The organism is Pseudomonas sp. P5_109, from assembly GCF_034009455.1.
In the GTDB taxonomy this organism is placed as follows: domain Bacteria; phylum Pseudomonadota; class Gammaproteobacteria; order Pseudomonadales; family Pseudomonadaceae; genus Aquipseudomonas.
Genome location: NZ_CP125380.1, coordinates 5,508,178 through 5,531,606 on the forward strand (window position 1 = coordinate 5,508,178; position 23,429 = coordinate 5,531,606).

Here is a 23,429-nt window from a genome sequence, read left to right on the forward strand (position 1 = left end):
ATTCTGGATTCAAGCGCTCAGGCGCGCCGTCACCTCGTTCAACTGACCCGACAAGCCATGCAGGTTGTTGCTGGCCGCTTCGGTGCGCTGCACGTTGTCCAGGTTGGTGCTGGCGATGCTGGTGATCTCGGTAAGATTGCGCGAGATGTCTTCGGCCACCGAAGTTTGCTCTTCAGCGGCAGTGGCGATCTGGCGGTTCATGTCGCGGATGGCTTCCACGGCCAGGGTGATGCGTTCGAGCATGGCGCCAGCCTCGGTCACTTGCTGCACGCTTTGTTCGCTGCGCGACTGACCGCTTTCAATGGCCTGGGCCGCTTCGATTGCACCGGTCTGCACGGTCTGGATGATCTGGTTGATCTCGATGATCGACGCCGCCGTGCGCTGGGCCAGGCTGCGCACTTCATCGGCCACCACCGCGAATCCGCGTCCGGCCTCACCGGCGCGGGCCGCTTCGATGGCCGCGTTGAGCGCCAGCAGGTTGGTCTGTTCGGCGATGCCGCGAATCACTTCCAGGACCTTGCCGATGCGCCCGCTGTCGGTTTCCAGTTGGCGGATGACCGTGGCGGTGTTGGCGATTTCGCCGCGCATCTGGGTGATGGTGTGGATAGTGCCCTGCATGACTTTTTCGCCCTGCTGGGCGGACTGGTCGGCATCATCGGCGGCCCGCGCCGCTTCGGCGGCATGACGGGCGACTTCCTGTGCCGTCGCGGACATTTCGTTCATCGCCGTGGCCACCTGATCGGTGCGGTTGAACTGCTCGTTGGTGCCGCCGGCCATCACGGTGGCTATCGAATTCAGCTCGCCGCTGGCACTGTCCAGGTCCGACGCGCTGCGTTGTAAACGGCTGAAGGTTTCGGCGAGGAAATCGCGCAGGGTATTGGCGGCCATTGCCAGTTTGCCCAACTCGTCCTGGCGGGTGCTGGCCACGCGCTCGGCAATACGTCCTTGGCTGAGTTGCGCCACGTATTCGATCAGTTTGCGGATCGGTTCGACCAGATTGCGGTTGACCAGCCACAGGCTCAGCAGGCCGATCAGCCCCCCCGAAACCAGCATCACGACCAGCCCCAGCAACACCGTGCGATCGGCGCTGGCACTGATCAATGTCGATTGCTCGGCGCCCTGCTTGCGCAACTCGCTGACCAGTTCGCTCATTTGATCGCTGGTGGCGCGGTCCACGCCCTTGACCGCCGTGTCGCCCGCCGTCGGATCACCACCGGCGGCCACGAACGCGTCCCGACCCTTCTGATAGGCCGCACCCAACTGGCGATGTTCGTCACGCAAGCGCTCGATGCGGTTCTTGAGTTGCGGCTCGATGCCCTTCTGCGCGGCCAGTTCGCCGAGAATGTTTTGCACATCGCGCTGACGGTCTTCGAATTGCCCCCAGTACTTGCTCAAATCCGCCGGTTGCTTGCCGCGCAACAAGACGTTTTTCCACTCCTGTACCTGCACCTTGAATTGCAGGTTGGCTTCATCGATCAATTGCGAGGTATGCAGCGGGCCTTCGATCAGATTGGCGTAGTTCTGCACGCCGCTGGACAGGAAGTGAAAGCACGCCAGGGCGATCAACAGCATCGCCAGCAGGCTGCCGCTCAGCAGGGCGAGAATTTGCGCTCTCAGGGACTTTTGCAAAAGCATCGGAGGGTACTCATGACAGGAATGAGGCACGCCCGGTAAGGCGTGAAAGGTGTCCGGACATCCCTGTCTGCGGTCCCGGCTGATCGCCGGCGGCGCGCAACTTAACCCAAGCGTGATCGGCGTGCCAGAGCGGTTCTTGAGAAAATCCCGACCGCCGGTAGAGCAATCGTTTTGGTTTTTTTCCCGTCACAAAAACGTCATCTCGCCTTGCGATCATGCCGCTCAAGTGAACCTGTAAAACACGCGACAGGCGCCTCCCCTTGCGAGTCCTCATGAACCACAGCATCGATCAAAGCCATCGCGACACGGATCTGTTCGGCCTGCTCTACGGTTTCAGCTTTCGCCCCGGTGAACCCGGTCGGGAAATCAACTCGGCCGAGGCCTTGCACTATCTGCGACAACCAGAGAGCGACGAGCAATTTCTCTGGCTACATCTGAACCTCGCACATGCCGCGTGCGAACGCTGGATGAAAAGTCATCTGGAATTGCCCGAGGAGTTTTTCGAGGCACTGCACGAAGGCTCGCGTTCGACGCGCATCGAGCATGTCGATTCGGCGCTGCTGGCGGTGGTCAACGACGTGGTGTTCAACCTCAGCAACATGGTCTCGTCGGATGTTTCGACGCTGTGGGTGTGCGCCCGCAGTCGGCTGATCATCAGTGCCCGTCTGCAACCGCTGCACTCGGTGGACAAATTGCGCTCCTCGGTGAAGGCCCGGGAATGCTTTCGCTCCCCGCTGGAGCTGCTGGTGCATTTGCTGCGCGACCAGGGTGAAGTGCTGACCCAGATCGTGCGCAAGACCAGCCAGAGCGTGGACCTGATCGAAGACCAACTGCTGTCCTCGCGGCTGTCGACCAACCGCGCCGAACTGGGCGCCAATCGCCGGGTGCTGGTGCGTTTGCAACGGTTGCTGGCACTGGAGCCCGGCTCATTGCTGCGCCTGCTCAACCGGCCGCCACAATGGCTGCAAAAGGAAGACGTCAAGGAGCTGCGCAAATCCACCGAAGAGTTTGCGCTGATCATCAACGACCTCACGGCACTGGGTGAGCGGATCAAGCTGTTGCAGGAAGAGATCGCCGCCAACATCAACGAACAGACCAACCGCACGCTGTTCACCCTGACGGTGGTGACGGTGCTGGCGCTGCCGATCAACATCATTGCCGGCTTCTTCGGCATGAACGTCGGCGGCATTCCGCTGGCCGGTGATCCGGAGGGTTTCTGGATCCTGGTGGCGCTGGTCGCGACCTTTACCGTGATTGCCGGGCGCTGGGCATTTCGCAAGCAGCGGGATTATTGAGCCCCCGTCCTCACCTGACACTAATCAACTGTGGTGAGGGGGCTTGCCCCCGTTCGACTGCGCAGCAGGCGTAAATCTGATGACTGTGGTGACTGGTTTTGGGGTCGCTTCGCAACCCGACGAGGGCAAGCCCCCTCGCCACAAGGTTTTGCATGCCCCCCAGGCAATGTGTGGCGATTCAGATCAGCGGCCCTGCAAAAAACCCAAACACTGACCCAGAGCACTCTCCCTGTAACAATTGGCAACGATTATCACTGATACACCTCCCTCCTCAGGAATGTCCGTGATGGCTACGCCCTCCTTCACCGCCGCCCCGGCACCGGCCAGTAGCGCCAAACCGCAATTCGACAAGAAACCCGGCCTGATCACCATCGTGGTGTTTGTTGCAGTGCTGGCCATCGGCTTGTTGTTTACCGCCTACAGCCTGATGCACGACATGAACGAACTCGGCACGGTGGTCACCACCTGGACGCCATTCCTGTTGCTGGGCGTGGCGCTTTTGATTGCCCTGGGCTTCGAGTTCGTCAACGGCTTCCATGACACCGCCAACGCGGTGGCCACGGTGATTTACACCCACTCGCTGCCGCCGAATGTTGCGGTGGTCTGGTCGGGCTTTTTCAACTTCCTCGGGGTGCTGCTGTCCAGCGGCGCGGTGGCGTTCGGCATCATCGCCCTGCTGCCGGTGGAGCTGATCCTGCAAGTCGGCTCGTCCGCCGGTTTTGCGATGATCTTCGCCCTGCTGATCGCCGCGATCCTGTGGAACCTCGGCACCTGGTGGCTGGGCCTGCCGGCCTCGTCATCGCACACCCTGATCGGCTCGATCATCGGCGTCGGCGTGGCCAACGCCCTGATGCACGGCCGCGACGGCACCAGCGGCGTGGACTGGGCGCAAGCCACCAAGATCGGCTACGCACTGCTGCTCTCGCCCCTGGTCGGCTTTGGCTGTGCCGCGCTGCTGTTGCTGGCCCTGCGCGCGTTCGTCAAGAATCGTGCGCTGTACAAGGAGCCCAAGGGCGAGACCCCGCCGCCATGGTGGATTCGCGGCCTGCTGATCCTGACTTGCACCGGTGTGTCGTTTGCCCACGGTTCAAACGACGGCCAGAAAGGCATGGGCCTGATCATGCTGATTCTGGTGGGTACCCTGCCAATGGCGTACGCATTGAACCGCACCATGCCGGCCGATCAGGCCTTGCAGTTCGCGGCGGTGGCCGAAGTCACGCAGCAAGCGTTGGTCAAGGCCGCGCCGCTGCCAGCGCCAGCCGACCCGCGCCCGGTGCTGTCCGAATACGTGCGCAGCAAGGAAGCGACCCCGCAACTGGTGCCGGCGCTGGCCGCACTGACCGGCAGCATCGGCGCCGAGGTCAAGGGTTACGGTTCGCTGTCGAAAGTCCCGGCCGAGGCCGTGGGCAACGTGCGTAACGACATGTACCTGACCAGCGAAACCATTCGCCTGATGGACAAGAACAAGGTCGGCAACTTCGATGCCGACACCAGCGGCAAGCTGCAACTGTTCAAGCAACAGATCGACAACTCCTCGCGCTTCATTCCACTGTGGGTGAAGATCGCCGTGGCCATCGCCCTGGGCCTTGGCACCATGGTCGGCTGGAAGCGCATCGTGGTGACCGTCGGCGAGAAAATCGGCAAGACCCACCTCACCTACGCCCAGGGCGCCTCGGCAGAAACCGTGGCGATGCTGACCATCGGCGCCGCCGACATGTTCGGCCTGCCAGTGTCGACCACCCACGTGCTGTCTTCGGGCGTGGCCGGGACCATGGTCGCCAACGGTGGCGGCCTGCAGATGAAGACCATCCGCAACCTGTTGATGGCCTGGGTATTGACCTTGCCGGCGGCGATCCTGCTGTCGGGCAGTTTGTACTGGTTGTTCACGCAGTTGTTCTAAATGTGGGAGCGGGCTTGCTCGCGAAAGCGCTTTATCATTCAGCATTGATGTTGACTGACACTCCGTCTTCGCGAGCAAGCCCGCTCCCACATAAAGCCTGGCCTCAGACTTCTGAACGAATCACCTCCCCCAACCAATCCATGAACACCCTCACCCGCAACGGCAAATGCCGTTGCCGGGCATAGAGCAGCGACGCCTCCATGGACGGCGCGTTGAACGCCGGCAACACCTCGACCAATTCACCGCTTTGCAGGTATTGCTGCATACCCATCCTCGGCGCCTGGATCAGGCCGAAACCACCCAGGCAGGCGGCCTCGTAGGCATCGGTGCTGTTGACCGTGACACTGCCGGCCATCGGTAGTCGCTGCACCTGCCCCTTGTCGACATACACAAACCCTTCCGAACGCCCGCCCAGCACGCCGACGTAGTGCACCAGTCGATGCTGTGCCAGATCGTCCAGCCGCTCCGGCACGCCGTATCGCTGCAAATACGCCGGGCTGGCACAGTTGACCATGGTGAAGTCACACAGGTGTCGCGCTACCACCGATTGATCGGGTTGGGCGCCGATGCGCAGCACGCAATCAAAGCCTTCGGCGAGTAGATCGACCCGGCGGTCGGTGCTGCTGATTTCCAGTTCAAGCAAGGGGTGTTGCGTCATGAACTGCGGCAAACGTGGCATCACCACGCGACGAGCAAGAATGTTCGGCAGGTCGATGCGAATCCGCCCGACCAGCGACGCCTCGTCCTGGCGAAACAAACCCTCGATTTCGTCCATGTGCGACAGCAGGTCCTTGCTGCGCTCGTACAACACCAGGCCATCCTGGGTCGCCTGTACTTTGCGCGTGGTGCGTTGCAATAGCCGGGTGCCGAGCAATGCCTCCAGAGCCTGCACATGCTCGGAGACCGTTGAACGAGGCAGGCCCAGGCTCTCTCCGGCCAGGGTGAAACTGGACATCTCGCTGACTCGGACAAAGGTGCGCAACAGTTCCAGTTTGTTCATCAGCTTGCTCTTTATTGTTCGGTTTATCCGACCAGTGATTCCGCTTTCACTCTGTTTATCACCACCAAGCGGATAAATAAACTTCCTCACATCAACCGCTCACTGCACCTGAGGAAGTCCCATGAACCGTAAAATCGCACTGATCACCGGCGCCAGCCGCGGCCTCGGCAAAAACGCAGCCCTGCATCTGGTCGCCCAAGGCATCGACATCATCGGCACCTACAACAGCCGCGCCGATGAGGCGCAGGCACTGGTGGCCGAGATCGAAAGCCTGGGCGGTCGCGCCGTCATGCTGCAACTGGACGTTGCCCGGAGTGACAGCTTCAGCGCCTTCGCCAGCGAAGTGACAAAGGTCTTGCAGAGCCACTTCCAGCGCGAGCACTTCGATTTTCTGGTCAACAACGCCGGGATCGGCCTGCACGCCAACTTCGTCGACACCACCGTCGAACAGTTTGACCTGTTGGTGAACATCCAATTCAAGGGACCGTTCTTCCTCACGCAGGCGCTGCTGCCATTGCTTAATGACGGCGGGCGCATCGTCAACATTTCCAGCGGCCTGGCCCGCTTCAGCCTGCCGGGTCACAGCGCCTACGCGGCGATGAAAGGTGCGATGGAAGTGCTGACCCGCTACCAGGCCAAGGAACTCGGCGCGCGCAACATCACAGTGAACATCCTGGCACCGGGCGCGATCGAAACCGATTTCGGCGGCGGCGCCGTGCGCGACAACCCCGACCTGAACACGCTGGTGGCGAACAACACCGCCCTGGGTCGCGCCGGATTGCCGGATGACATCGGCGCCGCGATTGCACTGCTGCTGGCGCCGGGCAGCCAGTGGATCACTGGCCAGCGCATCGAGGCTTCGGGGGGGATGTTTCTGTAAGGCTTAATGCTGAACAACTGGCAGGACACAATACTTGTGGCGAGGGGGCTTGCCCCCGTTGGAGTGCGAAGCGCTCCCCAGCTTTGCGGCTGCTTCGCAGCCGAACGGGGGCAAGCCCCCTCGCCACAAAAACACGACTCAGCAAACCTGGCGCACGACCATCCGCTCGCGAACCACGTCATACACCCAGTGGTAGATATAGGTGTACGGCAGGAAGAACAGCAGCACGCCGATATCCAGCACAAACGCCTGCCACAGGCTGATGTTCAGCCACCAGGCGATCAGCGGCACGCCCAGCGCGACCAGCCCGCCTTCGAACAACAGCGCATGCACCACGCGGACCCAGGCGTTGTGTGCAATGGCGAGGCGCTTGAGCGCCCGGTCGAACAGACCGTTGAAGACCACGTTCCAGGCCAGGGCCAGGCCGGCGATGAGGACGGTGACCATGCCCATTTCCAGCATCGGTTTCTTCATGATCCAGGCCAGCAACGGGGTACAGATCAGGATGGCCAGCAGTTCGAAACCGATGGCCTGGAAAATACGTTCAATAATGGATTTGTTGGCGCTCATGGCCGAGCTCCCTTGAGTGACTGTGGTTGCCATGATCTGTCATCACACCGATACTTCATAACCAATAACCATCGATCAAGGCGATAGTTCATGGCTTCTCACGAAGTGTTGCTGGCGTTTGTCGAAGCGGCAACCCAAGGCTCGTTTTCCGCCGCGGCGCGCAAGCTGGGCCGCAGCCAGTCGACCATCAGCGCGGCGGTGGCCAGCCTGGAAATCGATCTCAACCTGACCCTATTCGACCGCAGCAGCCGCAAGCCCGGGCTGACCCCGGCCGGGCGCGTCATGCTGCAACGGGCCGAAGAAATCCTGGCCGCCACCAGTCGCCTGGAGATGACCGCCAGCCAACTGTCCCAAGGGGTGGAAGCGAAGCTGACGGTGGCGCTGTCCGATACCTATCAGTCGGACCGCTTCGAAGCCGCCCTCGGTGCCTTCGAGCAACGTTATCCCGACCTGGAACTCGAATGCCTGATCGCCGAATGCGATGACCTGGTGTCCCTGGTGCAAAGCGGCCGGGCGCAGATTGCCTTCGCCGAAATGCAGGACAGTTACCCACCGGACCTGGTCAGTTCGACAGTGGACGAGCGCACCGAAATTGCCTTGTTCGTGTCCCCGGCACATCCGTTGGCGACGCTGGACTACGTCGATCAGGACGTGCTGCAACAGCACCGCGAACTGCGCCTGGCCACCATCATCAATCCCTATGAAAGTCGCGCGAAAGGCCGCGTCTGGTCGGCGCCGAGTTATCTGATGCTGCTGGAAATGGCCCAGGGCGGATTCGGCTGGGCGCCGTTGCCGCGCTGGCTGGTCGAACGGTTTGGGCCTGGCACGTTGCAGGAGCTGGTGGTGCGTGGCTGGCCGAAAACGGTGTCGGTGGATGCGTTGTGGTCGCGGCTCAATCCGCCGGGGCCGGCGGGGAGTTGGTTGCTGGGCAAGATGCTGGAATAGCGGCGCGGCCATTCGCGAGCAAGCCCGCTCCCACAGGTTCAATGTGATCCCTGTGGGAGCGGGCTTGCTCGCGAAGAGGCCAGTGAAATCACATCAATCCAGTGCCTTGAGTCGCTCCTCGATAAAGCGCCGCTCCGGCTCTTGCCGGGTCAGCTCCAGTGCCCGCTCCCACGCCGTCCGCGCCTCTTGCTTGCGGCCCAGTTGTCGACAAAACTCCGCCCGCGCCGAATACGCCAGGTGGTAGTCGAGCAGTTCTCCCCGCTGCAGAATGGCATCGACCAATGTCAGGCCCGCCAGTGGACCATCGCGTTGCGAAATCGCCGCCGCGCGGTTCAACTCGATCACTGGCGACGGCACCGCCCGCAGCAGCACGTCATACAGACCGACAATCTGCGGCCAATCGGTTTCCCCCGCCGTCGGGGCTTCGGCGTGCACCGCCGCGATGGCCGCTTGCAGGCAATAGGGTCCGAAGCGCCCCATGGTCAGCGCCTGTTCGATCAGCGCGCAGCCTTCAGTGATCAACCCGGCGTCCCACAGCGAGCGGTCCTGTTCGTCCAGCACAATCAGCTCGCCACTCGCCGAGGTCCTGGCCGGGCGTCGTGACTCGTGCAGCAGCATCAACGCCAGCAAACCCTTCACCTCTGGCTCCGGCAGCAGTTCCACCAGCAACCGGCCGAGACGGATCGCTTCGCGGGTCAAATCCTCGCGGATCAGTTCGGCGCCGATGGACGCCGAATACCCCTCGTTGAACACCAGGTAAATCACCCGCAATACGCTGTCCAGACGCTCGGGCAACTCTGCCAGCGTCGGCACTTGATAAGGGATTTTCGCGTCGCGGATCTTCGCCTTGGCGCGCACGATACGCTGGGCGATGGTGGCCGGGGCCGAGAGGAAGGCCCGGGCGATTTCTTCCGTGGTCAGGTCGCAGACTTCGCGCAGCGTCAGCGGCACTTGCGCGTCCGCCGCCAGGGCCGGGTGGCAGCAAGTGAAGATCAGCCGCAGGCGATCGTCTTCCACGTCTTCATCACTCCAGTCTGCATGTTCCAGCTCCTCCAGTTGCGCGATCAGCAAGGGCTGCGACGCGGCAAAACGTGCGCGCCGACGCAAGGCATCGATGGCCTTGAAACGCCCGGTGGACACCAGCCAGGCCCGAGGATTGCCGGGCACGCCGTCACGCTGCCAGCGTTCGACCGCGACGAAAAACGCCTCGTGCAAGGCCTCTTCGGCGAGGTCGAAATCCCCCAGCAAGCGAATCAGGGTCGCGAGAATCCGCCGCGAGTCTTCGCGATAGACCCGCTCGACCTGCGCCTGAACCGGCAGCCCCGGCATCTTAAGGATTCAACTGCCGAACGGGGCGCACTTCGACACTGCCGACCCGGGCCGCCGGAATGTTCCCGGCGACCTGGATGGCTTCGTTGAGGTCCTTGGCATCGATCAGATAAAAACCGGCCAACTGCTCCTTGGTTTCGGCGAATGGCCCGTCAGTGATCGACATCTTGCCGTTGCGCATGCGCACCGTGGTGGCGGTCTGCACCGACTCCAGCGCCTCGGCGGCGACCATCCGGCCACTGCCCTGGATCGACTCGGCATAGGCCATGCACTCTTCGTCCTTCGGGCTTTCCGGCAGCGAGTGCAGCAGGCGCTCATCGCTGTAGACCAGGCATAAATACTTCATGAACGTCTCCTGACTCGAACGGATCAACTATGGCCGTGGAATGATCATTTGGCGCGGCGCCCCGACAAATAACATCGATCAGGGCTTCAGATCGAACAGGACGGTGCCACTCATCATGTCAAACGGCGCCGACCAGTGCTCATGGACGATCCGCCACAACCCGTCTTCCTGGCGATAGCATGCGCTGCCGCGCATCCAGCAGGCCTGGGTCTCGCCCTTGTCGTTGGTGCCGCCGCAACGGGCCAGCCAGTGGGCGAAGGCGATCTCCTGGGACGCTTCGATGCGGATGTCCTGGAAGTCGAAAATGTGCGGGCCGGGGCACATTTTCATGCAATCTTCCCAATGCGCGCGGTACGCCTCCTTGCCCTTGAATTGCAAGGCCTTGACCGCGTCGAAGGAGACGATGTCGTCCGCATACAGGGTCATGATTTTATCCACGTCCTTGGCCATCATGGCCTGACGGTAGGTTTCGATCAGGTTCTGGATCTGGGTTTGCGAGCTCATGGTGGTTCTCCGTGGTTTTTATTGGAAGACACCCTTAGTCGTCTGGCGATCCGGCGAATCGACAGGTGAAATAAAAATAATCCAAACAGGCAAACTCGCTAGAATCCGAGGCTCATTTGTGATGGAAAAAGGACACTCCCGTGACAGCCCGACTCGTGCCTTATGAAAGCCTGAATGCGCTGCAGCGCCAGCAGGTCGAGGCCATTGAAGTACATCCGGAACAGGTCAGGTTCTCCGGCGACATTCATGGTGCATTGCATTCTCTGCTGTCCAAGCCAGGCCCGGGGGTCAAAGGATTTGCCCTGTTGGTCGAGGACACTCCCGTGGCGTTCCTGCTGCTCAAGCGCCCGCCCGTTCTGCCCGCCTGGGCCGATGAACACAGCGCAACGCTGCATGCGCTGCAAGTCGATCAACGGTCCCAGGGCAAAGGTTACGGCAAGGCGTGCCTGCAAGCGCTGCCCGAGGCGGCGCGTTTGGCCTGGCCGGAGATCAAGGGGCTGGAGTTGTCGGTGGATGCGGACAACGAATCGGCGATCGGTTTGTATGCCCGGTATGGCTTTGTCGACAGCGGCGAGGCGTACAGGGGCCGGATCGGTTATGAGCGGCGGATGGGGTTGAGATTCTGAAGCCACCACAACCCAACTGTGGGAGCGGGCTTGCTCGCGAAGAGGCCGGTACATTCAACATCTCTGTTGCCTGACACACCGCTTTCGCGAGCAAGCCCGCTCCCACAGGGGATTTGCGGTGTGCTTAGAGCTCGAGCACCATCTCATGCCACGCCATGCCACCATGGTCGGACGCCGAAGGCTTGATATAGGCAAAGCCAAAACGGGCATACAACGGAATATGCCGTTCCTTGCACATCAGGTTGATGCTGACCTTGCCCATCGCACGCATGCGCTCGATGAACTCGCCCATCAGGAGCTTGGCCAGGCCCTGCCCCTGATAATCCGGGTGCACCACCACCGACATGATCACCACGTGCGGTCCGGCCGGGTCGTGGCCGATCAGCTCCTTGAACGCCTCGTCCGACATTTCCACCTGAAACGCCGCACCGGAATTGATGAAACCGGCTACAACCCCGTCCACTTCAGCGACGATGAACCCCTCGGGCCAGGTGGCGATGCGGGTGGCGATTTTCTCGCGGGTCGCGGCTTCGTCACCTTCGTAGGCAATGGTTTCGATGGCGTAGCAGCGGTCCAGGTCAGCAGGCGTGACATTGCGGATGACGGTGTTCATGGCGACTCGGAATAAGCGGGGGAAAGGCTGGGGATGATAAATCAGCACTGACGCGACATCGAGAGACGAATCGGCTGAGCCGCCTCTCGATGCCGGTGTCACGCCTTGATCGGCAGCCAGATTTCCAGCTTGCCGGTGTTGAGCTTCGGGTTGAAGTCTTCGCTATAGCGTTCGAACTCCGGGGCGTCCGCCGCCTCTTTACCGGACTGCGGTAGCCAAGTGCTATGGATGTACTGGAAGGTTTGCGGCAGCGATTCCAGCGACCCTTTGTGTTCAAACACCACGTATTGCTGGGGCTGGACTTCTACCCAGCGGTACGTGTCCGGCAAATCGTCGAGCTTGCTGATCTCGACCCCGGCGATGTAATCGAAGCCGCCCTTGCCGTCGAAATTGCAGCAGACACCGTAGGTGACTTCGCCTTTTTGGCCGGGAATGTTCCCGATGTGGGGCTCGAATTTTTCCCAGAGTGCAGGAATGCCCTGGGTGGTTTGCTGGGTGAATTGACCGCCCAGCCCTGCAATCAGCAGGAAGTGTCCGTGCTCAAAACGTGGCTCGGACACTTCGACGCGTGTTTGCTCATCCATGACTCGACTCCTGCGCTTAAAAGTGGGTTCGGCTGGGAGTATAGAGGCCAAACCCGATTCGCCCAATTACAGTGCGTGCAACTGCTCGACGGCCGCGGCACCGAAGAACTCGTTGTAACCCGATAGGATCACGTAGACCGCGAAATAGCAGAAGATCGCCGCCGATGCCATGTAGGAATAGCGCAGCAGCTTGTCCCCCAGCAACTTGCCGCCGTGGCTTGCGGCGAAGCACAAGCCTGCCGACCAGAGCAGCCCGGCACACAGGAAACCGCCGAGGAACAGCGCCGAACTGAGCGGGCCACCGCCACCGGAACGGGCGATCAGGGTGCCGCCCACTGCAGCGAACCAGAGAATGGCGCTGGGCGAAGACATGGCGAGAAAGATCCCGCGGAAAAATTCCTTGCGGTGGGAGTTGTTCCCGACCTCTGCCGTCTCGGCCAGCAGCGCCTCGTGGTGAATCGCCGAATAGACCATCTTCGCCGCGAAGTACACCAGCAACGCCGAGCCACCGATCCACAACACCCAGCGCACGGTTTCGTATTGCAGCAACACGGTGATGCCGGCCAGCGCCAGCACCGCGTAGATCAGGTCGCCGACGCAGGTACCCAGGCCCAGCGCAAAGCCTTGAAAGTAGCCGCGCTGCATCGCAAGGGTGATCATCGCGATGTTCGCCACGCCAATGTCCAGGCACAGCGAAAGGCTCAGCAGGAAGCCACTGGTAAATTCCATCGACCCAATTCCTTCGGAAAAATTTGTTCACATTGAGGCTGGACAGTCTGCCACAGCTGCCCGTACATTCCGCCACAGGTCACCGCTGACCTGCGTCGCTCGGACGGTTCCGGGCGCTTACGTTATCCGAGGCAACAATGGCCGAACAAGGTTCGCCGCGCCGCTTTGCGCGCATAGATCGACTCCCCCCTTACGTTTTCAACATCACTGCCGAGCTGAAGATGGCCGCCCGTCGTCGTGGCGAAGACATCATCGACTTGAGCATGGGCAACCCCGACGGCGCCACGCCGCCGCACATTGTCGAAAAACTCGTACAAGTTGCTCAACGCGAAGACACCCACGGTTACTCGACTTCCAAAGGCATTCCGCGCCTGCGCCGGGCGATTTCCAACTGGTACAAGGAGCGCTACGAGGTCGACATCGACCCGGAAAGCGAAGCCATCGTCACCATCGGCTCCAAGGAAGGCCTGGCACACCTGATGCTGGCCACCCTGGACCAGGGCGACACCGTGCTGGTACCGAACCCGAGCTACCCGATTCATATCTACGGTGCCGTGATTGCCGGCGCCCAGGTGCGTTCGGTGCCGCTGGTGCCGGGCGTGGACTTCTTCGCTGAACTGGAGCGGGCCATTCGTGGTTCGATTCCGAAGCCGAAGATGATGATCCTCGGTTTCCCGTCCAACCCTACCGCCCAGTGCGTGGAGCTGGATTTCTTCGAGCGCGTCATCGCCCTCGCCAAGCAGTACGATGTGCTGGTGGTGCACGACCTGGCTTACGCCGACATCGTCTACGACGGCTGGAAAGCCCCATCGATCATGCAAGTGCCCGGCGCCAAGGACATTGCGGTGGAGTTCTTCACCTTGTCCAAAAGCTACAACATGGCCGGCTGGCGCATCGGCTTCATGGTCGGCAACCCGGAACTGGTCAACGCCCTGGCGCGGATCAAGAGCTACCACGACTACGGCACCTTCACCCCGCTGCAAGTGGCGGCGATTGCCGCGCTGGAAGGCGATCAGCAATGCGTGCGCGACATCGCCGAGCAGTATCGGCAGCGCCGCAACGTGCTGGTCAAGGGCCTGCATGAACTGGGCTGGATGGTGGAAAACCCGAAAGCGTCGATGTACGTCTGGGCGAAAATTCCCGAAGCTTATGCGCACCTGGGTTCGCTGGAGTTCGCCAAGAAGCTGCTGGCTGAAGCCAAGGTGTGCGTTTCGCCGGGCGTCGGCTTTGGCGAATACGGCGACGACCATGTGCGCTTCGCCCTGATCGAAAACCAGGACCGGATTCGCCAGGCCGTGCGCGGGATTCGCGGGATGTTCAGGGCGGATGGACTAGTCAGCAAATCCAACACCTGACACAAAACCTGTGGCAACAACTTCCTGTGGCGAGGGGGCTTGCCCCCGTTCGGCGGCGAAGCCGTCGTAAAACCAGTTAACGCATTCCGCCTGAAAAACCGCAGTGACTGCTTTTGGGATTGCTGCGCAATCCAACGGGGGCAAGCCCCCTCGCCACAATGAACTGGGTTATCCTTGGGGCACAAAAAAACCGCATCGCTGCGGTTTTTTTGTGCCTGTCGAATCGCTTAAACGAACAGCGACAACAACAGAATGAAGCCCAGGCCGACCACGGAGAGGATCGTTTCCATCGCAGTCCAGGTCTTGAAAGTTTCGGCCACGGTCATGTTGAAGTACTGCTTCACCAGCCAGAAACCGGCGTCGTTGACGTGGGACAGGATCAACGAACCTGCACCGGTGGCCAGCACCAGCAGCTCACGGTTCACACCTGGAATCATCCCCACCACCGGCACCACGATGCCAGCACCGGTAATGGTCGCCACGGTTGCCGAACCGGTCGCGATACGAATCACCGCCGCCACCAGCCAGGCCAGCAGGATCGGCGAGATCTGTGCGTTGACCGCCATATGGCCGATCACGTCGCCCACGCCGCTGGTCACCAGCATCTGCTTGAAGCCACCACCGGCACCGATGATCAGGATGATCGCGGCGGTCGGCGCCAGGCTCGCATCCAGCCATTTCATCATTTGGCTGGAACCGATGCCCTGCTTGTAGCCGAAGGTATACAGCGACAGCAGCAACGCCAGCAGCAACGCCGAAATCGGGTGACCGATCAGGTCCATGAAGGCGCGGAAGATATTGCCATCCGGCAGCACCACGTCAGCAAAGGTCTTGAGCAGCATCAGGAACACCGGCAGCAGCACGGTCACCAGGGTGATGCCGAAGCTCGGCAGTTCGGCCGAATCGGTTTCGCGCGCCAGTTGATCCACCAGCTCCTGATTCGGATGACCGGGAATGTGCTTGGCAATGAACGTACCGTAGATCGGGCCAGCGATGATGGCGGTTGGCAGCGCAACGATCAGGCCATACAGAATGGTTTTACCGATATCGGCACCGAACACGCCGATAGCCAATAGCGGACCCGGGTGCGGCGGCACCAGGCCGTGCACGGCGGACAGGCCAGCCAGCAACGGGATACCGATCTTGATGATCGACACGCCAGTGCGGCGGGCAACGATGAACACCAGCGGGATCAGCAGCACGAAGCCGATTTCGAAGAACAGCGGAATACCGACCAGGAACGCGGCGAACATCATCGCCCACTGCACCTTGTCCTTGCCGAACGCGCGGATCAACGTCTGCGCAATCTGATCCGCACCGCCCGACTCGGCCATCATTTTGCCGAGCATGGTGCCCAGCGCGAGGATGATGCCGACAAAGCCGAGCACGCCACCGAAGCCGTCCTGGAACGCCTTGATGATGGTGCCGATCGGCATGCCGGAGGTCAGCCCGAGGAAAGCTGCGGCGATGATCAGGGCAAGGAAGGGGTGCAACTTGAACTTGGTGATCAGGAAGATAAGCCCGATCACCGTGACCACTGCATCGAGCAGCAGGAACGTCTCGTGGGACATGCCAAACATTAGGGGTGTCTCCTGGTTGTTGTTGTTATTAAAGCGGGTTGATCAGAAGTCGTGAGGACAGCGCTGTCTTTGCAAACACAGTCATACCGCCTGTTTCAGGCCGTTCGCCTGCCACCAGACATGAGCCTGCGCTGCCAGTTGCTCGACGCTATGGGTCGAAGCGTCCAGCGCCAGGGTCAGCGGCTCGCCCACGGGCGATTCAAGGGTGGCGAACTGGCTGTCGATCAGGGTCGACGGCATGAAATGGCCCGGCCGATGGGAGACGCGGTCCGCGGCCACTTCGGGGGTCAGTTCAAGGAACACGAAGCCCAGGCCCGGCAAGGCACTGCGCAGACGTTCGCGATAGATGTGTTTGAGTGCCGAGCAGGTCAGCACCGGGCGCTGGCCCATGGCGTCGACACGGCGCAGTTCATCGCACAGGCTGTCGAGCCAGCCGGCGCGGTCTTCATCGTTCAGGGGGATCCCCGCGCTCATCTTTTCGATATTGGCGGCAGGGTGGAAAGAGTCGCCTTCAATGGCAGTGGCGCCGCTCAATTGGCACAGGGCCTCGCTGACGCACGTCTTGCCGCAACCGGCAACGCCCATGATGACCAGGGCGGTGATGGGATGATTCATGTAACACCTCAGCGCGCAGACAGCGCTACCTTTGCCAGTTATGACACTAGACCAAAAGCAGAAGTTGCCGACGCCTTTCTTGTCATTTTATGGGTTGCAGCAGGTTAGGTCCCAACGCCAAAAAGCAAGGATCAGGCGAACCCTCGCTCACGCATTTGCAGCTGCATCGAGACAGCGCTACCTTAGTGCCTTGAATTTTGTTTGGCAAGCCATCGATGAACCCAACCAAGAACGATAAAAATACCCGCACCACTGGCCGCCCTACCCTGAACGAAGTAGCCCGACTGGCCGGCGTCAGCCCGATCACCGCTTCCCGCGCCTTGCGTGGCGTCAGCACTGTTGCCACTGAACTGGTGGAAAAGGTGCAGAAAGCGGCGCTGGAACTCAACTATGTGGTCAACCCTGCCGCCCGTGCCCTGGCCTCGGCCCAGAGCCATTCCGTCGTGGTGCTGGTGCCGTCACTGTCCAACCTGCTGTTCATCGACACCCTGGAAGCCATTCATCAGGTTTTGCGGCCCAAGGGCTTCGAAGTGCTGATCGGCAACTTCCACTACTCGCGCGATGAAGAAGAAAACCTGCTGCGCAACTACATGGCCTATCAGCCGCGCGGCTTGCTGCTGACGGGTTTCGACCGCACCGAAAGTTCGCGGCGGATGATCGAAGCCAGCAACATTCCTTGCGTGTACATGATGGAGCTGGACAGCGCCGCCGGGCTCAATTGCGTGGGTTTCTCGCAACTGGCCGCCGGCGAAACGGCAGCCGAACACTTGCTGTCTCGCGGCCGCAAACGCCTGGCCTACATCGGCGCGCAACTGGACCAGCGCACCTTGCTGCGCGGCGAAGGCTTCCGCAAATCCCTGCAAAAGGCCGGTTTGTATGACCCGGCGCTGGAAGTGCTGACGCCCCGCCCGTCATCGGTCGGGCTGGGCGGTGAATTGTTCCTGCAGATGCTCGCCAGTCACCCGGATGTCGATGCGATCTTCTTCGGCAACGACGACCTGGCCCAGGGCGCGCTGCTAGAAGCGCTGCGACACGGGATCAAGATCCCCGAGCAAGTGGCGATCCTCGGCTTCAACGACCTGCCCATGTCCGAACACATGGTCCCGCGCCTGAGCAGCATCAACACCCCACGCGAAGCCATCGGCCGCCGTGCGGCAGAGCAGATGCTGACGCTGATGGCCGGCAATACCGTGGCCAGGCCGGTGCAGGACATGGGGTTTGAGTTGAAGGTGCGCGAGAGTACGTAGCCGCGACATAGACCACTGTGGCGAGGGGGCTTGCCCCCGTTCGGCTGCGAAGCAGTCGTAATCCAGTTCACGGGGTATACCTGTATGACTGCGGCGTCTGTTTTTTGGGGGTTGCTTCGCAACCCAACGGGGGCAAGCCCCCTCGCCACAGGGAAAGCCTCTCACCCCCGCTCCGTGTTTAATCCTGCGGATCAAGGTTATCCAGCACCCGGTTCACCGCCAGCTCGGCCAGCATGATGATCTGTGCGATCGCCAGTGCCGTATTGCGCTGGCTGCCTTCCAGAAACGTAGCAAAGTCATTGGTCATCACACTCGCCGAGGCCAGTGATTCGCAGGCGTGCGCCAGCAGCGTTTCGTTATTGATGCCAGGTGAGATGGAGAACATTGGGCTGGGATTGCGTGGGGGGTTCGGCGTGGGTTTGAACATGGCAATGCTCCTAGAGTGGTGGAGCTGCCACGATTCGCTGCTAGACGAAAATAAGGTGGCAGCCGTGCGCGGGCTAGCAGACCAGGACTCTAGAACCCGGTAGACCCGAAGGTCTTCCCACGCACAGCCGCCATAACATGAACTGATCACGAATGGTGGACGCTATGCGCCTAAAGTATCCGGGCTGCTAGACCCGATCGCTGAATTTACAGCGACACGGAACGATAGAGTCCGGATACCAGGCGCACAAGTCGGCGGATTCTGGCGTAGTTGTAGGCAAGGGTGCAAGAAATCGTAGCCCGCGGAACGCCCCTGAAGCCGATTGCCTCAGACCATTCCTACACAGCATTTCGAAACATCTTTTACCCTCCGCGACCCGAGCGTCGAGTGCAGAATCCGCAAACTTTTTTCTCGCGGATATTCCTGTGCGCAAAGCGATTTTCCTGACCTTCTTGCTCGGCCAAACGATTCAGGCGCAAGCTTCGCAGCCGAACGACTGGACGCAGTTTCTAAGTGATCCGCGTTTCATGCCGGCAATCAAAAGTTGCCTCGCCTTGCACCCGAAAGCCGAGGGGCCAGCCGTTGTCATGAATGTTTGGCATGCGAACCTGGAAGAAGCCGGGATCATGACAACCGACCTGAGCGGACGCAGGAACAACTGTTTCGCCCGCAAGGACACGGGGGTTTTAAGCCATTCCCAGACGGTGTTTGATCTGCCCGGCCCACTGTTTGTATCTGTGGATCAAGCCAAGGTTGCCCCCAAAGGCGAGTGTATCGAGCCAACCCCGGTATACATCGACCAACAGCTTCAGGGCTGGATCCTCAAGCAACCTGCCCTCCATCCATACATTCCCAGTGCCTGTTCGACCCCGATCTGGACCCACCTGGTGCCGGGCAACCAGGTTCGGCCGAGCGCCTGAAGTCCAATCAAGAGCCGAACGCGGCGAGCGGATTTCAACTAACCTTTTAGAGCAACGAATGTCGCCCTCTGGTGGGCACGCTGTTAGATTCCCGTAGCGCACCAATTCGCTAACGGAGTAGCTCAATGGAACACACACTGAAGATCCTGGGTAAAGCCTCGTCGATCAACGTCCGCAAGGTTCTGTGGACCTGCGAGGAACTGGGCCTGTCCTTTGAACGCGAGGACTGGGGCAGTGGCTTTGCCTCGACCCACAGCCCCGAGTTTCTCAGGCTCAACCCCAACGCCCAAGTGCCCGTAATCATCGATGAAGCCGGAGTGTTGTGGGAGTCCAATACCATCTGCCGCTACCTGGTCGGCAAACACCATCACCATCATGCCGATTTGCTGCCAACCGACCCGGCCACCCGCGCCCGGGTGGAGCAGTGGATGGATTGGCAAGCCACCGAGCTCAATCCGTCCTGGAGATACCCGTTCATGGCACTGGTGCGCAAGGACCCGGAGTTCCAGGACGCGCATAGCCTCGAGGTCGGTACCCGTGGCTGGAACCAGAAGATGGGCATTCTCGAACATCAACTCGCAACCACCAAGGCGTATGTCGCCGGGCCACGATTTACCCTGGCCGATGTGGTCATCGGTTTGTCGGTCAATCGCTGGCTGATGACCCCGATCGAGCGCCCGGACTACCCCGCCGTCGATGAGTATTTCCAGCGCCTGGCGCAGCGTCCGGGTTTCCTCAAGCACGGCTGCAACGGCTTGCCTTGAATGGCCGCAGGTTGCCGCCCAGCGGCAACCGGTGACCGAAACCTCTCTGCCACCATTAACTCAACTATTTGATTTTGTTGATTTTAATCGACGAGGCACGCTATTTGCTCAGACCAGGTATCGCCATTACCCACAAGGTCTCTTCATCATGTTGGTCAGTGCAAAACAATCCTTGGTGACCCCACTCCCCAAGCGTCCCGGTGACGAGCCATCCGCCGATGCCGCCGCCGGTCTTCAGGGCGGCATGCAGGCGGTCATCGCCCAGGCCATGCAAAACAATGTGCAGGCGCAAACCACAGCCACCAAACAGGTGCAGGACTCCGCCACCCAGATCGCCACGCAGCAGGTCGGCGAGGCGAGCAAGATCAGCGACAACGTCGACGAAGCGTTCGCCAAGACCCGCGTGAACCTGCAAGCGACAGACTCCACCAAGCTCAACGAAGGCTCGGCCACCGCCGAGTTCAAGGACTACATGAGCAAAACGCCTGAACAGCGCCTGCGTGACAGTATTCTGAAAGAGATGGGCATTACCGAAGAAGACTTGAAAGCCATGCCGCCGGAGAAACAACAGGCGGTCGCTCAAGAGATTGCCGATCGCATGAAAGACAAAATGCAATTGGCGCAAGCCGATAAAGACAGCAGCAGCGAAAAAGGCAGTCCCCAGGTGGTCGACAAGTTCCTCGCCTCGCTCTAACCATTGCGCAATAAAAAAAGGTCCCTCTACCGGGACCCTTTCTCATTTGCTCATTTCATGTAGGAGCGAGCTTGCTCGCGATGGATACAAGAGCGCTGCGTTTAGCCAGAAAACACGCGTTATCGTTATCGACCATCGCGAGCAAGCTCGCTCCTACAAGTTGCCCTGCTTAGTTCAGTTGCAACGTCGAGTTGAACTGGCTGATCGCGTCCACCACGTGGCGCGAGCCCTGCTGGATCTCCAGGATCACCTCCCCTGCCTCGTTCGCCAGTTCCACGCCGAGGCCGGTCCGGCTCAGACTCGATTGCATGCTCGACACCGCACTCAGCGACAAGTCGTGGTTCTTGCGCACCACCTCGACAATTTCCAGCGTCGCCTGACTGGTGCGTGCCGCTAGGCTGCGCACTTCATCGGCCACTACCGCGAATCCGCGCCCGTGCTCGCCAGCGCGGGCCGCCTCGATCGCGGCGTTGAGCGCCAGCAGGTTGGTCTGATCGGCAATGCCACGGATGGTCTGCACGATGGTGCCGATGATGTCGGACTGCTTGCTCACGGCATCGATGCTCAGCGCCGCTTCGTTCAGGTCTTTGGAAATGTCCTGGATGATCTGCACCGTCTGCTGCACCACCTCGGAACCCTTGCGTGCACAGACGTCGTTTTGCACCGAGGTGCTGTGGGCCGATTCAGCGGCGGTTTGCAGGGTGGTCATCTGGTGAGTGATGTCGCTGGCAAACTTGACCACTTTGTACAATCGGCCCTTGGCGTCGAACAACGGGTTGTAGGACGCTTCAAGGAATATGGTCTGTCCCTGTTTGTTTCTGCGCTCGAAACGATGGGAGTGATATTCGCCGCGGTTGAGCGACGCCCAGAAATTCCGGTAATTCTGGGACTCGGCTTCGACACGGTGGCAGAACAGGCTGTGATGCTGCCCCACCACTTCGTTGAGCGAGTACTGCATGGTTTTCAGGAAGTTTTCGTTGGCGCTGATGACCTTGCCGTCCGGGGTGAATTCAATCACGGCCATGGAGCGGCCGATCGCGGCGAGCCGGCTTTCGTTTTCGTGCTCCTTGTTGACCCGGGCGGTGATGTCGGTGGCGACCTTGATCACGCTTTTAACTTGTCGGTCGGGACCTAGCACCGGCATGTAGCTGGCTTCGAGCCAGATCTCCCGGCCGCTTTTATGCAAGCGCAAAAAGGTCCCGCTCACCGGCTCGCCCCGCGCCAGGTCGCGCCACAACTTGGTGTAGTCATCGCTGCGGTAATACTGCTCTTCACAAAAGACCCGGTGATGCTTGCCGCGCACTTCGTCGGCGCTATAACCCATGGCACTGCAAAAGTTTTCGTTGGCATCGATGACGATGCCGTCCGGGGTGAATTCAATCATCGCCATTGAACGACTGACCGCCGCCAACTTGGCGTTGGCCTCTGTCAGCGCACAGCTGAAGCGTTCGATTTCCAGCAGGTCAGCCTTGTGATGTAGGTTGAACATTGTTGTATCACCTTCAGCGCGGTTTTTTGATTGATGAAAGTTGCAGGTCTTTCACATCCACCACTACGTTCCGTGGAACAGGCACACGCATCCCTCCAAAAAGAAGGACTAGTCAGGTGATAAATGATGATCAATCGGAGGGTCCTTATAGCGACACGCTCATCAAGACATCCTTCTCTTGATAGCCCGCATGCGGGCCAGCCCTAACAGATTCACAACAAACTCCATTTAGCGCAAAGCTCCTTGTCATCAACTGTGGGTGCCTTCGATTGCGCACTCTTTCGCCAAGACATCGACCGCCTCATCACGGCCGACATGGTTAGTTACATCTGATCATAGACAGCAACCTTGGGCTTGCAAGGCCACTAGTCGGCCAGCATTGAGGACAAAAACGGTTCAGCAGCTGGTTGGGGGGTTACCGTTCGTCGAGCATGTCCAGCAGCGCCTGCACTGCCGCCGACGTTGGTTTGTTCGCCGCGACCACCAAGGCAAACTCGCGCTCGATCCTCGGCAACACCGGCACCACACGCAAACCCTGGCGATTACCCGGCAATGTCATTTCCGGCACCAGGCTCACGCCGATGTTTTCCCGCACCAGGGTGAACGCACTGCTCCATTCACGGACCTCGACGCGCACATCCTGCAGTTGCAGGCCCGCATCGGCAGCCAGGCTTCGTGCATTGGTCGAACAACCGCCCGTGGCCAATACAAAGGGTTGCGCCGCCAACTCGGCGAGGGACACGCCTTCTTCATGGGAGCGCCGCGCCAGCGGGTGGCCGCCGGGCAATACCGCCATCCACGCATCGCGTCCCAATGGACTGGCCTTGCGCTCGGCGGATGGATTGAGCACCACGCCGACATCCACCAACCCTGCGCCGAGCAGGGTTTCCACTTCGTCATCGCTGACTTCCAGGGCGACCACCTCGATGCCGGGGTAGAGCCTGTTGAACTGACGCAGCAACGGCGGCAGAAAGGTCGCCAGTACCATGGGAAAACTGGCCAGGCGAATCGTCCCGCGTTGAATACCTTTTGCGGCCTCGACGGTGCTGCGAATGGCTTCCAGCGCACCGAGCATGGTCCGTGCCTGCTCGATGACCGGCAGGCCGATGGCTGTCGGCAACGTCTGGCGATTCTCCCGGCTGAACAACTGCACGCCCAGGGTTTCCTCGATCAAGGCCAGGGCCTGGCTGGCGCCTGACTGGGTCATGCCGACCCGTTCGGCGGCGCGGGTGATGTTGCCGGTGTCCGCCACGGCCACCACCATTCGCCAGTGCATCAGGTTCATCATGGCAGTAGCTTTCCTTATGGCAGTTTTCTGAAAGATTAATTTTACCGAGGGTGCCGAGCACTATGACACTGGCGTAAACCCACAACCAGAGCCC

The 23,429-nt window shown here is 60.5% G+C and carries 24 protein-coding genes and 1 pseudogene; 10 read left to right on the plus strand and 15 right to left on the minus strand.

Going from position 1 to position 23,429, the window contains the following annotated elements:
* Window positions 1–9 precede the first annotated feature (9 nt).
* On the minus strand, window positions 10–1,635 hold the full coding sequence (locus tag QMK54_RS24385) for a methyl-accepting chemotaxis protein (protein ID WP_110660762.1): 1,626 nt from the start codon (window positions 1,633–1,635) through the stop codon (window positions 10–12).
* Between the two features lie 272 nt (window positions 1,636–1,907).
* On the opposite strand from QMK54_RS24385, the gene QMK54_RS24390 reads away from it, so the two are divergent.
* Both QMK54_RS24390 and QMK54_RS24395 read left to right on the plus strand, forming a co-directional pair.
* Window positions 1,908–2,930, plus strand: a complete 1,023-nt coding sequence (locus QMK54_RS24390; protein ID WP_223589399.1) for a transporter — start codon at window positions 1,908–1,910, stop codon at window positions 2,928–2,930.
* A 286-nt stretch (window positions 2,931–3,216) separates the two neighbouring features.
* On the plus strand, window positions 3,217–4,830 hold the full coding sequence (locus tag QMK54_RS24395) for an inorganic phosphate transporter (protein ID WP_320401470.1): 1,614 nt from the start codon (window positions 3,217–3,219) through the stop codon (window positions 4,828–4,830).
* A gap of 103 nt (window positions 4,831–4,933) precedes the next feature.
* On the opposite strand, the gene QMK54_RS24400 is transcribed toward QMK54_RS24395, so the two are convergent.
* Window positions 4,934–5,830 carry a LysR family transcriptional regulator gene (locus QMK54_RS24400; protein ID WP_223589395.1) on the minus strand — a complete coding sequence of 299 codons (897 nt, stop codon included), beginning with the start codon at window positions 5,828–5,830 and terminating at the stop codon, window positions 4,934–4,936.
* Between the two features lie 121 nt (window positions 5,831–5,951).
* On the opposite strand from QMK54_RS24400, the gene QMK54_RS24405 reads away from it, so the two are divergent.
* Window positions 5,952–6,710, plus strand: a complete 759-nt coding sequence (locus QMK54_RS24405; RefSeq protein ID WP_110663078.1) for an SDR family NAD(P)-dependent oxidoreductase — start codon at window positions 5,952–5,954, stop codon at window positions 6,708–6,710.
* 138 nt (window positions 6,711–6,848) lie between these two features.
* Here QMK54_RS24405 and QMK54_RS24410 read toward each other — a convergent pair whose 3' ends face one another.
* Complete coding sequence (locus QMK54_RS24410; protein ID WP_320401471.1) at window positions 6,849–7,280, minus strand: multidrug/biocide efflux PACE transporter; 432 nt, start codon at window positions 7,278–7,280, stop codon at window positions 6,849–6,851.
* 90 nt (window positions 7,281–7,370) lie between these two features.
* Between QMK54_RS24410 and QMK54_RS24415 the strand changes: the two genes are divergently transcribed.
* Window positions 7,371–8,225 (plus strand): LysR family transcriptional regulator, encoded by an 855-nt coding sequence (locus tag QMK54_RS24415; RefSeq protein WP_110662187.1) that lies wholly within the window; start codon window positions 7,371–7,373, stop codon window positions 8,223–8,225.
* Between the two features lie 93 nt (window positions 8,226–8,318).
* Here the strand turns inward: QMK54_RS24415 and QMK54_RS24420 are convergent, their stop codons facing one another.
* From QMK54_RS24420 to QMK54_RS24430, 3 genes are all read right to left on the minus strand, one after another.
* Window positions 8,319–9,554: an RNA polymerase sigma factor gene (locus QMK54_RS24420; protein WP_320401472.1), complete on the minus strand. Its 1,236-nt coding sequence runs from the start codon at window positions 9,552–9,554 to the stop codon at window positions 8,319–8,321.
* Window position 9,555: 1 nt separating this feature from the next.
* The gene (locus QMK54_RS24425) at window positions 9,556–9,900 is read right to left on the minus strand and encodes a YciI family protein (protein ID WP_057713581.1); all 345 of its coding nucleotides are present in this window, start codon (window positions 9,898–9,900) and stop codon (window positions 9,556–9,558) included.
* Window positions 9,901–9,978: 78 nt separating this feature from the next.
* Window positions 9,979–10,404 (minus strand): SgcJ/EcaC family oxidoreductase, encoded by a 426-nt coding sequence (locus QMK54_RS24430; protein WP_320401473.1) that lies wholly within the window; start codon window positions 10,402–10,404, stop codon window positions 9,979–9,981.
* 140 nt (window positions 10,405–10,544) lie between these two features.
* On the opposite strand from QMK54_RS24430, the gene QMK54_RS24435 reads away from it, so the two are divergent.
* Window positions 10,545–11,030 carry a GNAT family N-acetyltransferase gene (locus tag QMK54_RS24435; protein ID WP_320401474.1) on the plus strand — a complete coding sequence of 162 codons (486 nt, stop codon included), beginning with the start codon at window positions 10,545–10,547 and terminating at the stop codon, window positions 11,028–11,030.
* Window positions 11,031–11,154: 124 nt separating this feature from the next.
* Here QMK54_RS24435 and QMK54_RS24440 read toward each other — a convergent pair whose 3' ends face one another.
* The 3 genes from QMK54_RS24440 to QMK54_RS24450 form a co-directional block, all read right to left on the minus strand.
* A complete protein-coding gene (locus tag QMK54_RS24440; protein WP_320401475.1) occupies window positions 11,155–11,643 on the minus strand; it encodes a GNAT family N-acetyltransferase in 489 nt (162 codons plus the stop codon).
* Window positions 11,644–11,741: 98 nt separating this feature from the next.
* Window positions 11,742–12,227: a GyrI-like domain-containing protein gene (locus tag QMK54_RS24445; RefSeq protein ID WP_320401476.1), complete on the minus strand. Its 486-nt coding sequence runs from the start codon at window positions 12,225–12,227 to the stop codon at window positions 11,742–11,744.
* Between the two features lie 66 nt (window positions 12,228–12,293).
* Window positions 12,294–12,956, minus strand: a complete 663-nt coding sequence (locus tag QMK54_RS24450; RefSeq protein ID WP_110662620.1) for a LysE family translocator — start codon at window positions 12,954–12,956, stop codon at window positions 12,294–12,296.
* 137 nt (window positions 12,957–13,093) lie between these two features.
* Here QMK54_RS24450 and alaC point away from each other — a divergent pair, with 137 nt between their 5' ends.
* Complete coding sequence (gene alaC, locus QMK54_RS24455; protein ID WP_223589353.1) at window positions 13,094–14,311, plus strand: alanine transaminase; 1,218 nt, start codon at window positions 13,094–13,096, stop codon at window positions 14,309–14,311.
* Window positions 14,312–14,538: 227 nt separating this feature from the next.
* Here the strand turns inward: alaC and QMK54_RS24460 are convergent, their stop codons facing one another.
* Entirely contained in the window at window positions 14,539–15,891 is a 1,353-nt protein-coding gene (locus QMK54_RS24460; RefSeq protein ID WP_110662595.1) for a GntP family permease, read from the minus strand.
* Window positions 15,892–15,972: 81 nt separating this feature from the next.
* Window positions 15,973–16,506, minus strand: a complete 534-nt coding sequence (locus tag QMK54_RS24465; protein ID WP_223589349.1) for a gluconokinase — start codon at window positions 16,504–16,506, stop codon at window positions 15,973–15,975.
* 215 nt (window positions 16,507–16,721) lie between these two features.
* Here QMK54_RS24465 and QMK54_RS24470 point away from each other — a divergent pair, with 215 nt between their 5' ends.
* A complete protein-coding gene (locus QMK54_RS24470) occupies window positions 16,722–17,753 on the plus strand; it encodes a LacI family DNA-binding transcriptional regulator (protein WP_320401477.1) in 1,032 nt (343 codons plus the stop codon).
* 178 nt (window positions 17,754–17,931) lie between these two features.
* On the opposite strand, the gene QMK54_RS24475 is transcribed toward QMK54_RS24470, so the two are convergent.
* Window positions 17,932–18,180, minus strand: coding sequence for a DUF6124 family protein (locus QMK54_RS24475; protein WP_007974480.1), 249 nt, complete (start codon window positions 18,178–18,180; stop codon window positions 17,932–17,934).
* Window positions 18,181–18,605: 425 nt separating this feature from the next.
* On the opposite strand from QMK54_RS24475, the gene QMK54_RS24480 reads away from it, so the two are divergent.
* The 3 genes from QMK54_RS24480 to QMK54_RS24490 all read left to right on the plus strand — a co-directional run bounded on the left by QMK54_RS24480 (window position 18,606) and on the right by QMK54_RS24490 (window position 20,558).
* Complete coding sequence (locus QMK54_RS24480; protein ID WP_320401478.1) at window positions 18,606–19,100, plus strand: hypothetical protein; 495 nt, start codon at window positions 18,606–18,608, stop codon at window positions 19,098–19,100.
* A gap of 125 nt (window positions 19,101–19,225) precedes the next feature.
* Window positions 19,226–19,864: a glutathione S-transferase gene (locus tag QMK54_RS24485; RefSeq protein ID WP_320401479.1), complete on the plus strand. Its 639-nt coding sequence runs from the start codon at window positions 19,226–19,228 to the stop codon at window positions 19,862–19,864.
* A gap of 148 nt (window positions 19,865–20,012) precedes the next feature.
* A complete protein-coding gene (locus tag QMK54_RS24490) occupies window positions 20,013–20,558 on the plus strand; it encodes a hypothetical protein (RefSeq protein WP_320402945.1) in 546 nt (181 codons plus the stop codon).
* Window positions 20,559–20,727: 169 nt separating this feature from the next.
* Here the strand turns inward: QMK54_RS24490 and QMK54_RS31290 are convergent, their stop codons facing one another.
* From QMK54_RS31290 to QMK54_RS24500, 3 genes and pseudogenes are all read right to left on the minus strand, one after another.
* The gene (locus QMK54_RS31290; protein WP_413787377.1) at window positions 20,728–21,267 is read right to left on the minus strand and encodes a methyl-accepting chemotaxis protein; all 540 of its coding nucleotides are present in this window, start codon (window positions 21,265–21,267) and stop codon (window positions 20,728–20,730) included.
* Between the two features lie 6 nt (window positions 21,268–21,273).
* Window positions 21,274–22,047, minus strand: a pseudogene (locus tag QMK54_RS31295) (PAS domain-containing protein); the annotation flags it as partial.
* A 415-nt stretch (window positions 22,048–22,462) separates the two neighbouring features.
* Complete coding sequence (locus QMK54_RS24500; RefSeq protein ID WP_320401481.1) at window positions 22,463–23,335, minus strand: LysR family transcriptional regulator; 873 nt, start codon at window positions 23,333–23,335, stop codon at window positions 22,463–22,465.
* Between the last annotated feature and the right edge of the window lie 94 nt (window positions 23,336–23,429).

Excerpts from the sequence above, each read along its gene's own strand:
- QMK54_RS24415 (WP_110662187.1), top strand. The coding sequence starts at position 7,371 with ATGGCTTCTCACGAAGTGTTGCTGGCGTTTGTCGAAGCGGCAACCCAA.
- QMK54_RS24430 (WP_320401473.1), bottom strand. The coding sequence starts at position 10,404 with ATGAGCTCGCAAACCCAGATCCAGAACCTGATCGAAACCTACCGTCAG.
- QMK54_RS24440 (WP_320401475.1), bottom strand. The coding sequence starts at position 11,643 with ATGAACACCGTCATCCGCAATGTCACGCCTGCTGACCTGGACCGCTGC.
- QMK54_RS24425 (WP_057713581.1), bottom strand. The coding sequence starts at position 9,900 with ATGAAGTATTTATGCCTGGTCTACAGCGATGAGCGCCTGCTGCACTCG.
- QMK54_RS24450 (WP_110662620.1), bottom strand. The coding sequence starts at position 12,956 with ATGGAATTTACCAGTGGCTTCCTGCTGAGCCTTTCGCTGTGCCTGGAC.
- alaC (WP_223589353.1), top strand. The coding sequence starts at position 13,094 with ATGGCCGAACAAGGTTCGCCGCGCCGCTTTGCGCGCATAGATCGACTC.
- QMK54_RS24410 (WP_320401471.1), bottom strand. The coding sequence starts at position 7,280 with ATGAGCGCCAACAAATCCATTATTGAACGTATTTTCCAGGCCATCGGT.
- QMK54_RS24385 (WP_110660762.1), bottom strand. The coding sequence starts at position 1,635 with ATGCTTTTGCAAAAGTCCCTGAGAGCGCAAATTCTCGCCCTGCTGAGC.
- QMK54_RS24390 (WP_223589399.1), top strand. The coding sequence starts at position 1,908 with ATGAACCACAGCATCGATCAAAGCCATCGCGACACGGATCTGTTCGGC.
- QMK54_RS24400 (WP_223589395.1), bottom strand. The coding sequence starts at position 5,830 with ATGAACAAACTGGAACTGTTGCGCACCTTTGTCCGAGTCAGCGAGATG.
- QMK54_RS24475 (WP_007974480.1), bottom strand. The coding sequence starts at position 18,180 with ATGTTCAAACCCACGCCGAACCCCCCACGCAATCCCAGCCCAATGTTC.
- QMK54_RS24445 (WP_320401476.1), bottom strand. The coding sequence starts at position 12,227 with ATGGATGAGCAAACACGCGTCGAAGTGTCCGAGCCACGTTTTGAGCAC.
- QMK54_RS24460 (WP_110662595.1), bottom strand. The coding sequence starts at position 15,891 with ATGTTTGGCATGTCCCACGAGACGTTCCTGCTGCTCGATGCAGTGGTC.
- QMK54_RS24470 (WP_320401477.1), top strand. The coding sequence starts at position 16,722 with ATGAACCCAACCAAGAACGATAAAAATACCCGCACCACTGGCCGCCCT.
- QMK54_RS24420 (WP_320401472.1), bottom strand. The coding sequence starts at position 9,554 with ATGCCGGGGCTGCCGGTTCAGGCGCAGGTCGAGCGGGTCTATCGCGAA.
- QMK54_RS24500 (WP_320401481.1), bottom strand. The coding sequence starts at position 23,335 with ATGATGAACCTGATGCACTGGCGAATGGTGGTGGCCGTGGCGGACACC.
- QMK54_RS24405 (WP_110663078.1), top strand. The coding sequence starts at position 5,952 with ATGAACCGTAAAATCGCACTGATCACCGGCGCCAGCCGCGGCCTCGGC.
- QMK54_RS31290 (WP_413787377.1), bottom strand. The coding sequence starts at position 21,267 with ATGACCACCCTGCAAACCGCCGCTGAATCGGCCCACAGCACCTCGGTG.
- QMK54_RS24395 (WP_320401470.1), top strand. The coding sequence starts at position 3,217 with ATGGCTACGCCCTCCTTCACCGCCGCCCCGGCACCGGCCAGTAGCGCC.
- QMK54_RS24490 (WP_320402945.1), top strand. The coding sequence starts at position 20,013 with ATGTTGGTCAGTGCAAAACAATCCTTGGTGACCCCACTCCCCAAGCGT.
- QMK54_RS24465 (WP_223589349.1), bottom strand. The coding sequence starts at position 16,506 with ATGAATCATCCCATCACCGCCCTGGTCATCATGGGCGTTGCCGGTTGC.
- QMK54_RS24485 (WP_320401479.1), top strand. The coding sequence starts at position 19,226 with ATGGAACACACACTGAAGATCCTGGGTAAAGCCTCGTCGATCAACGTC.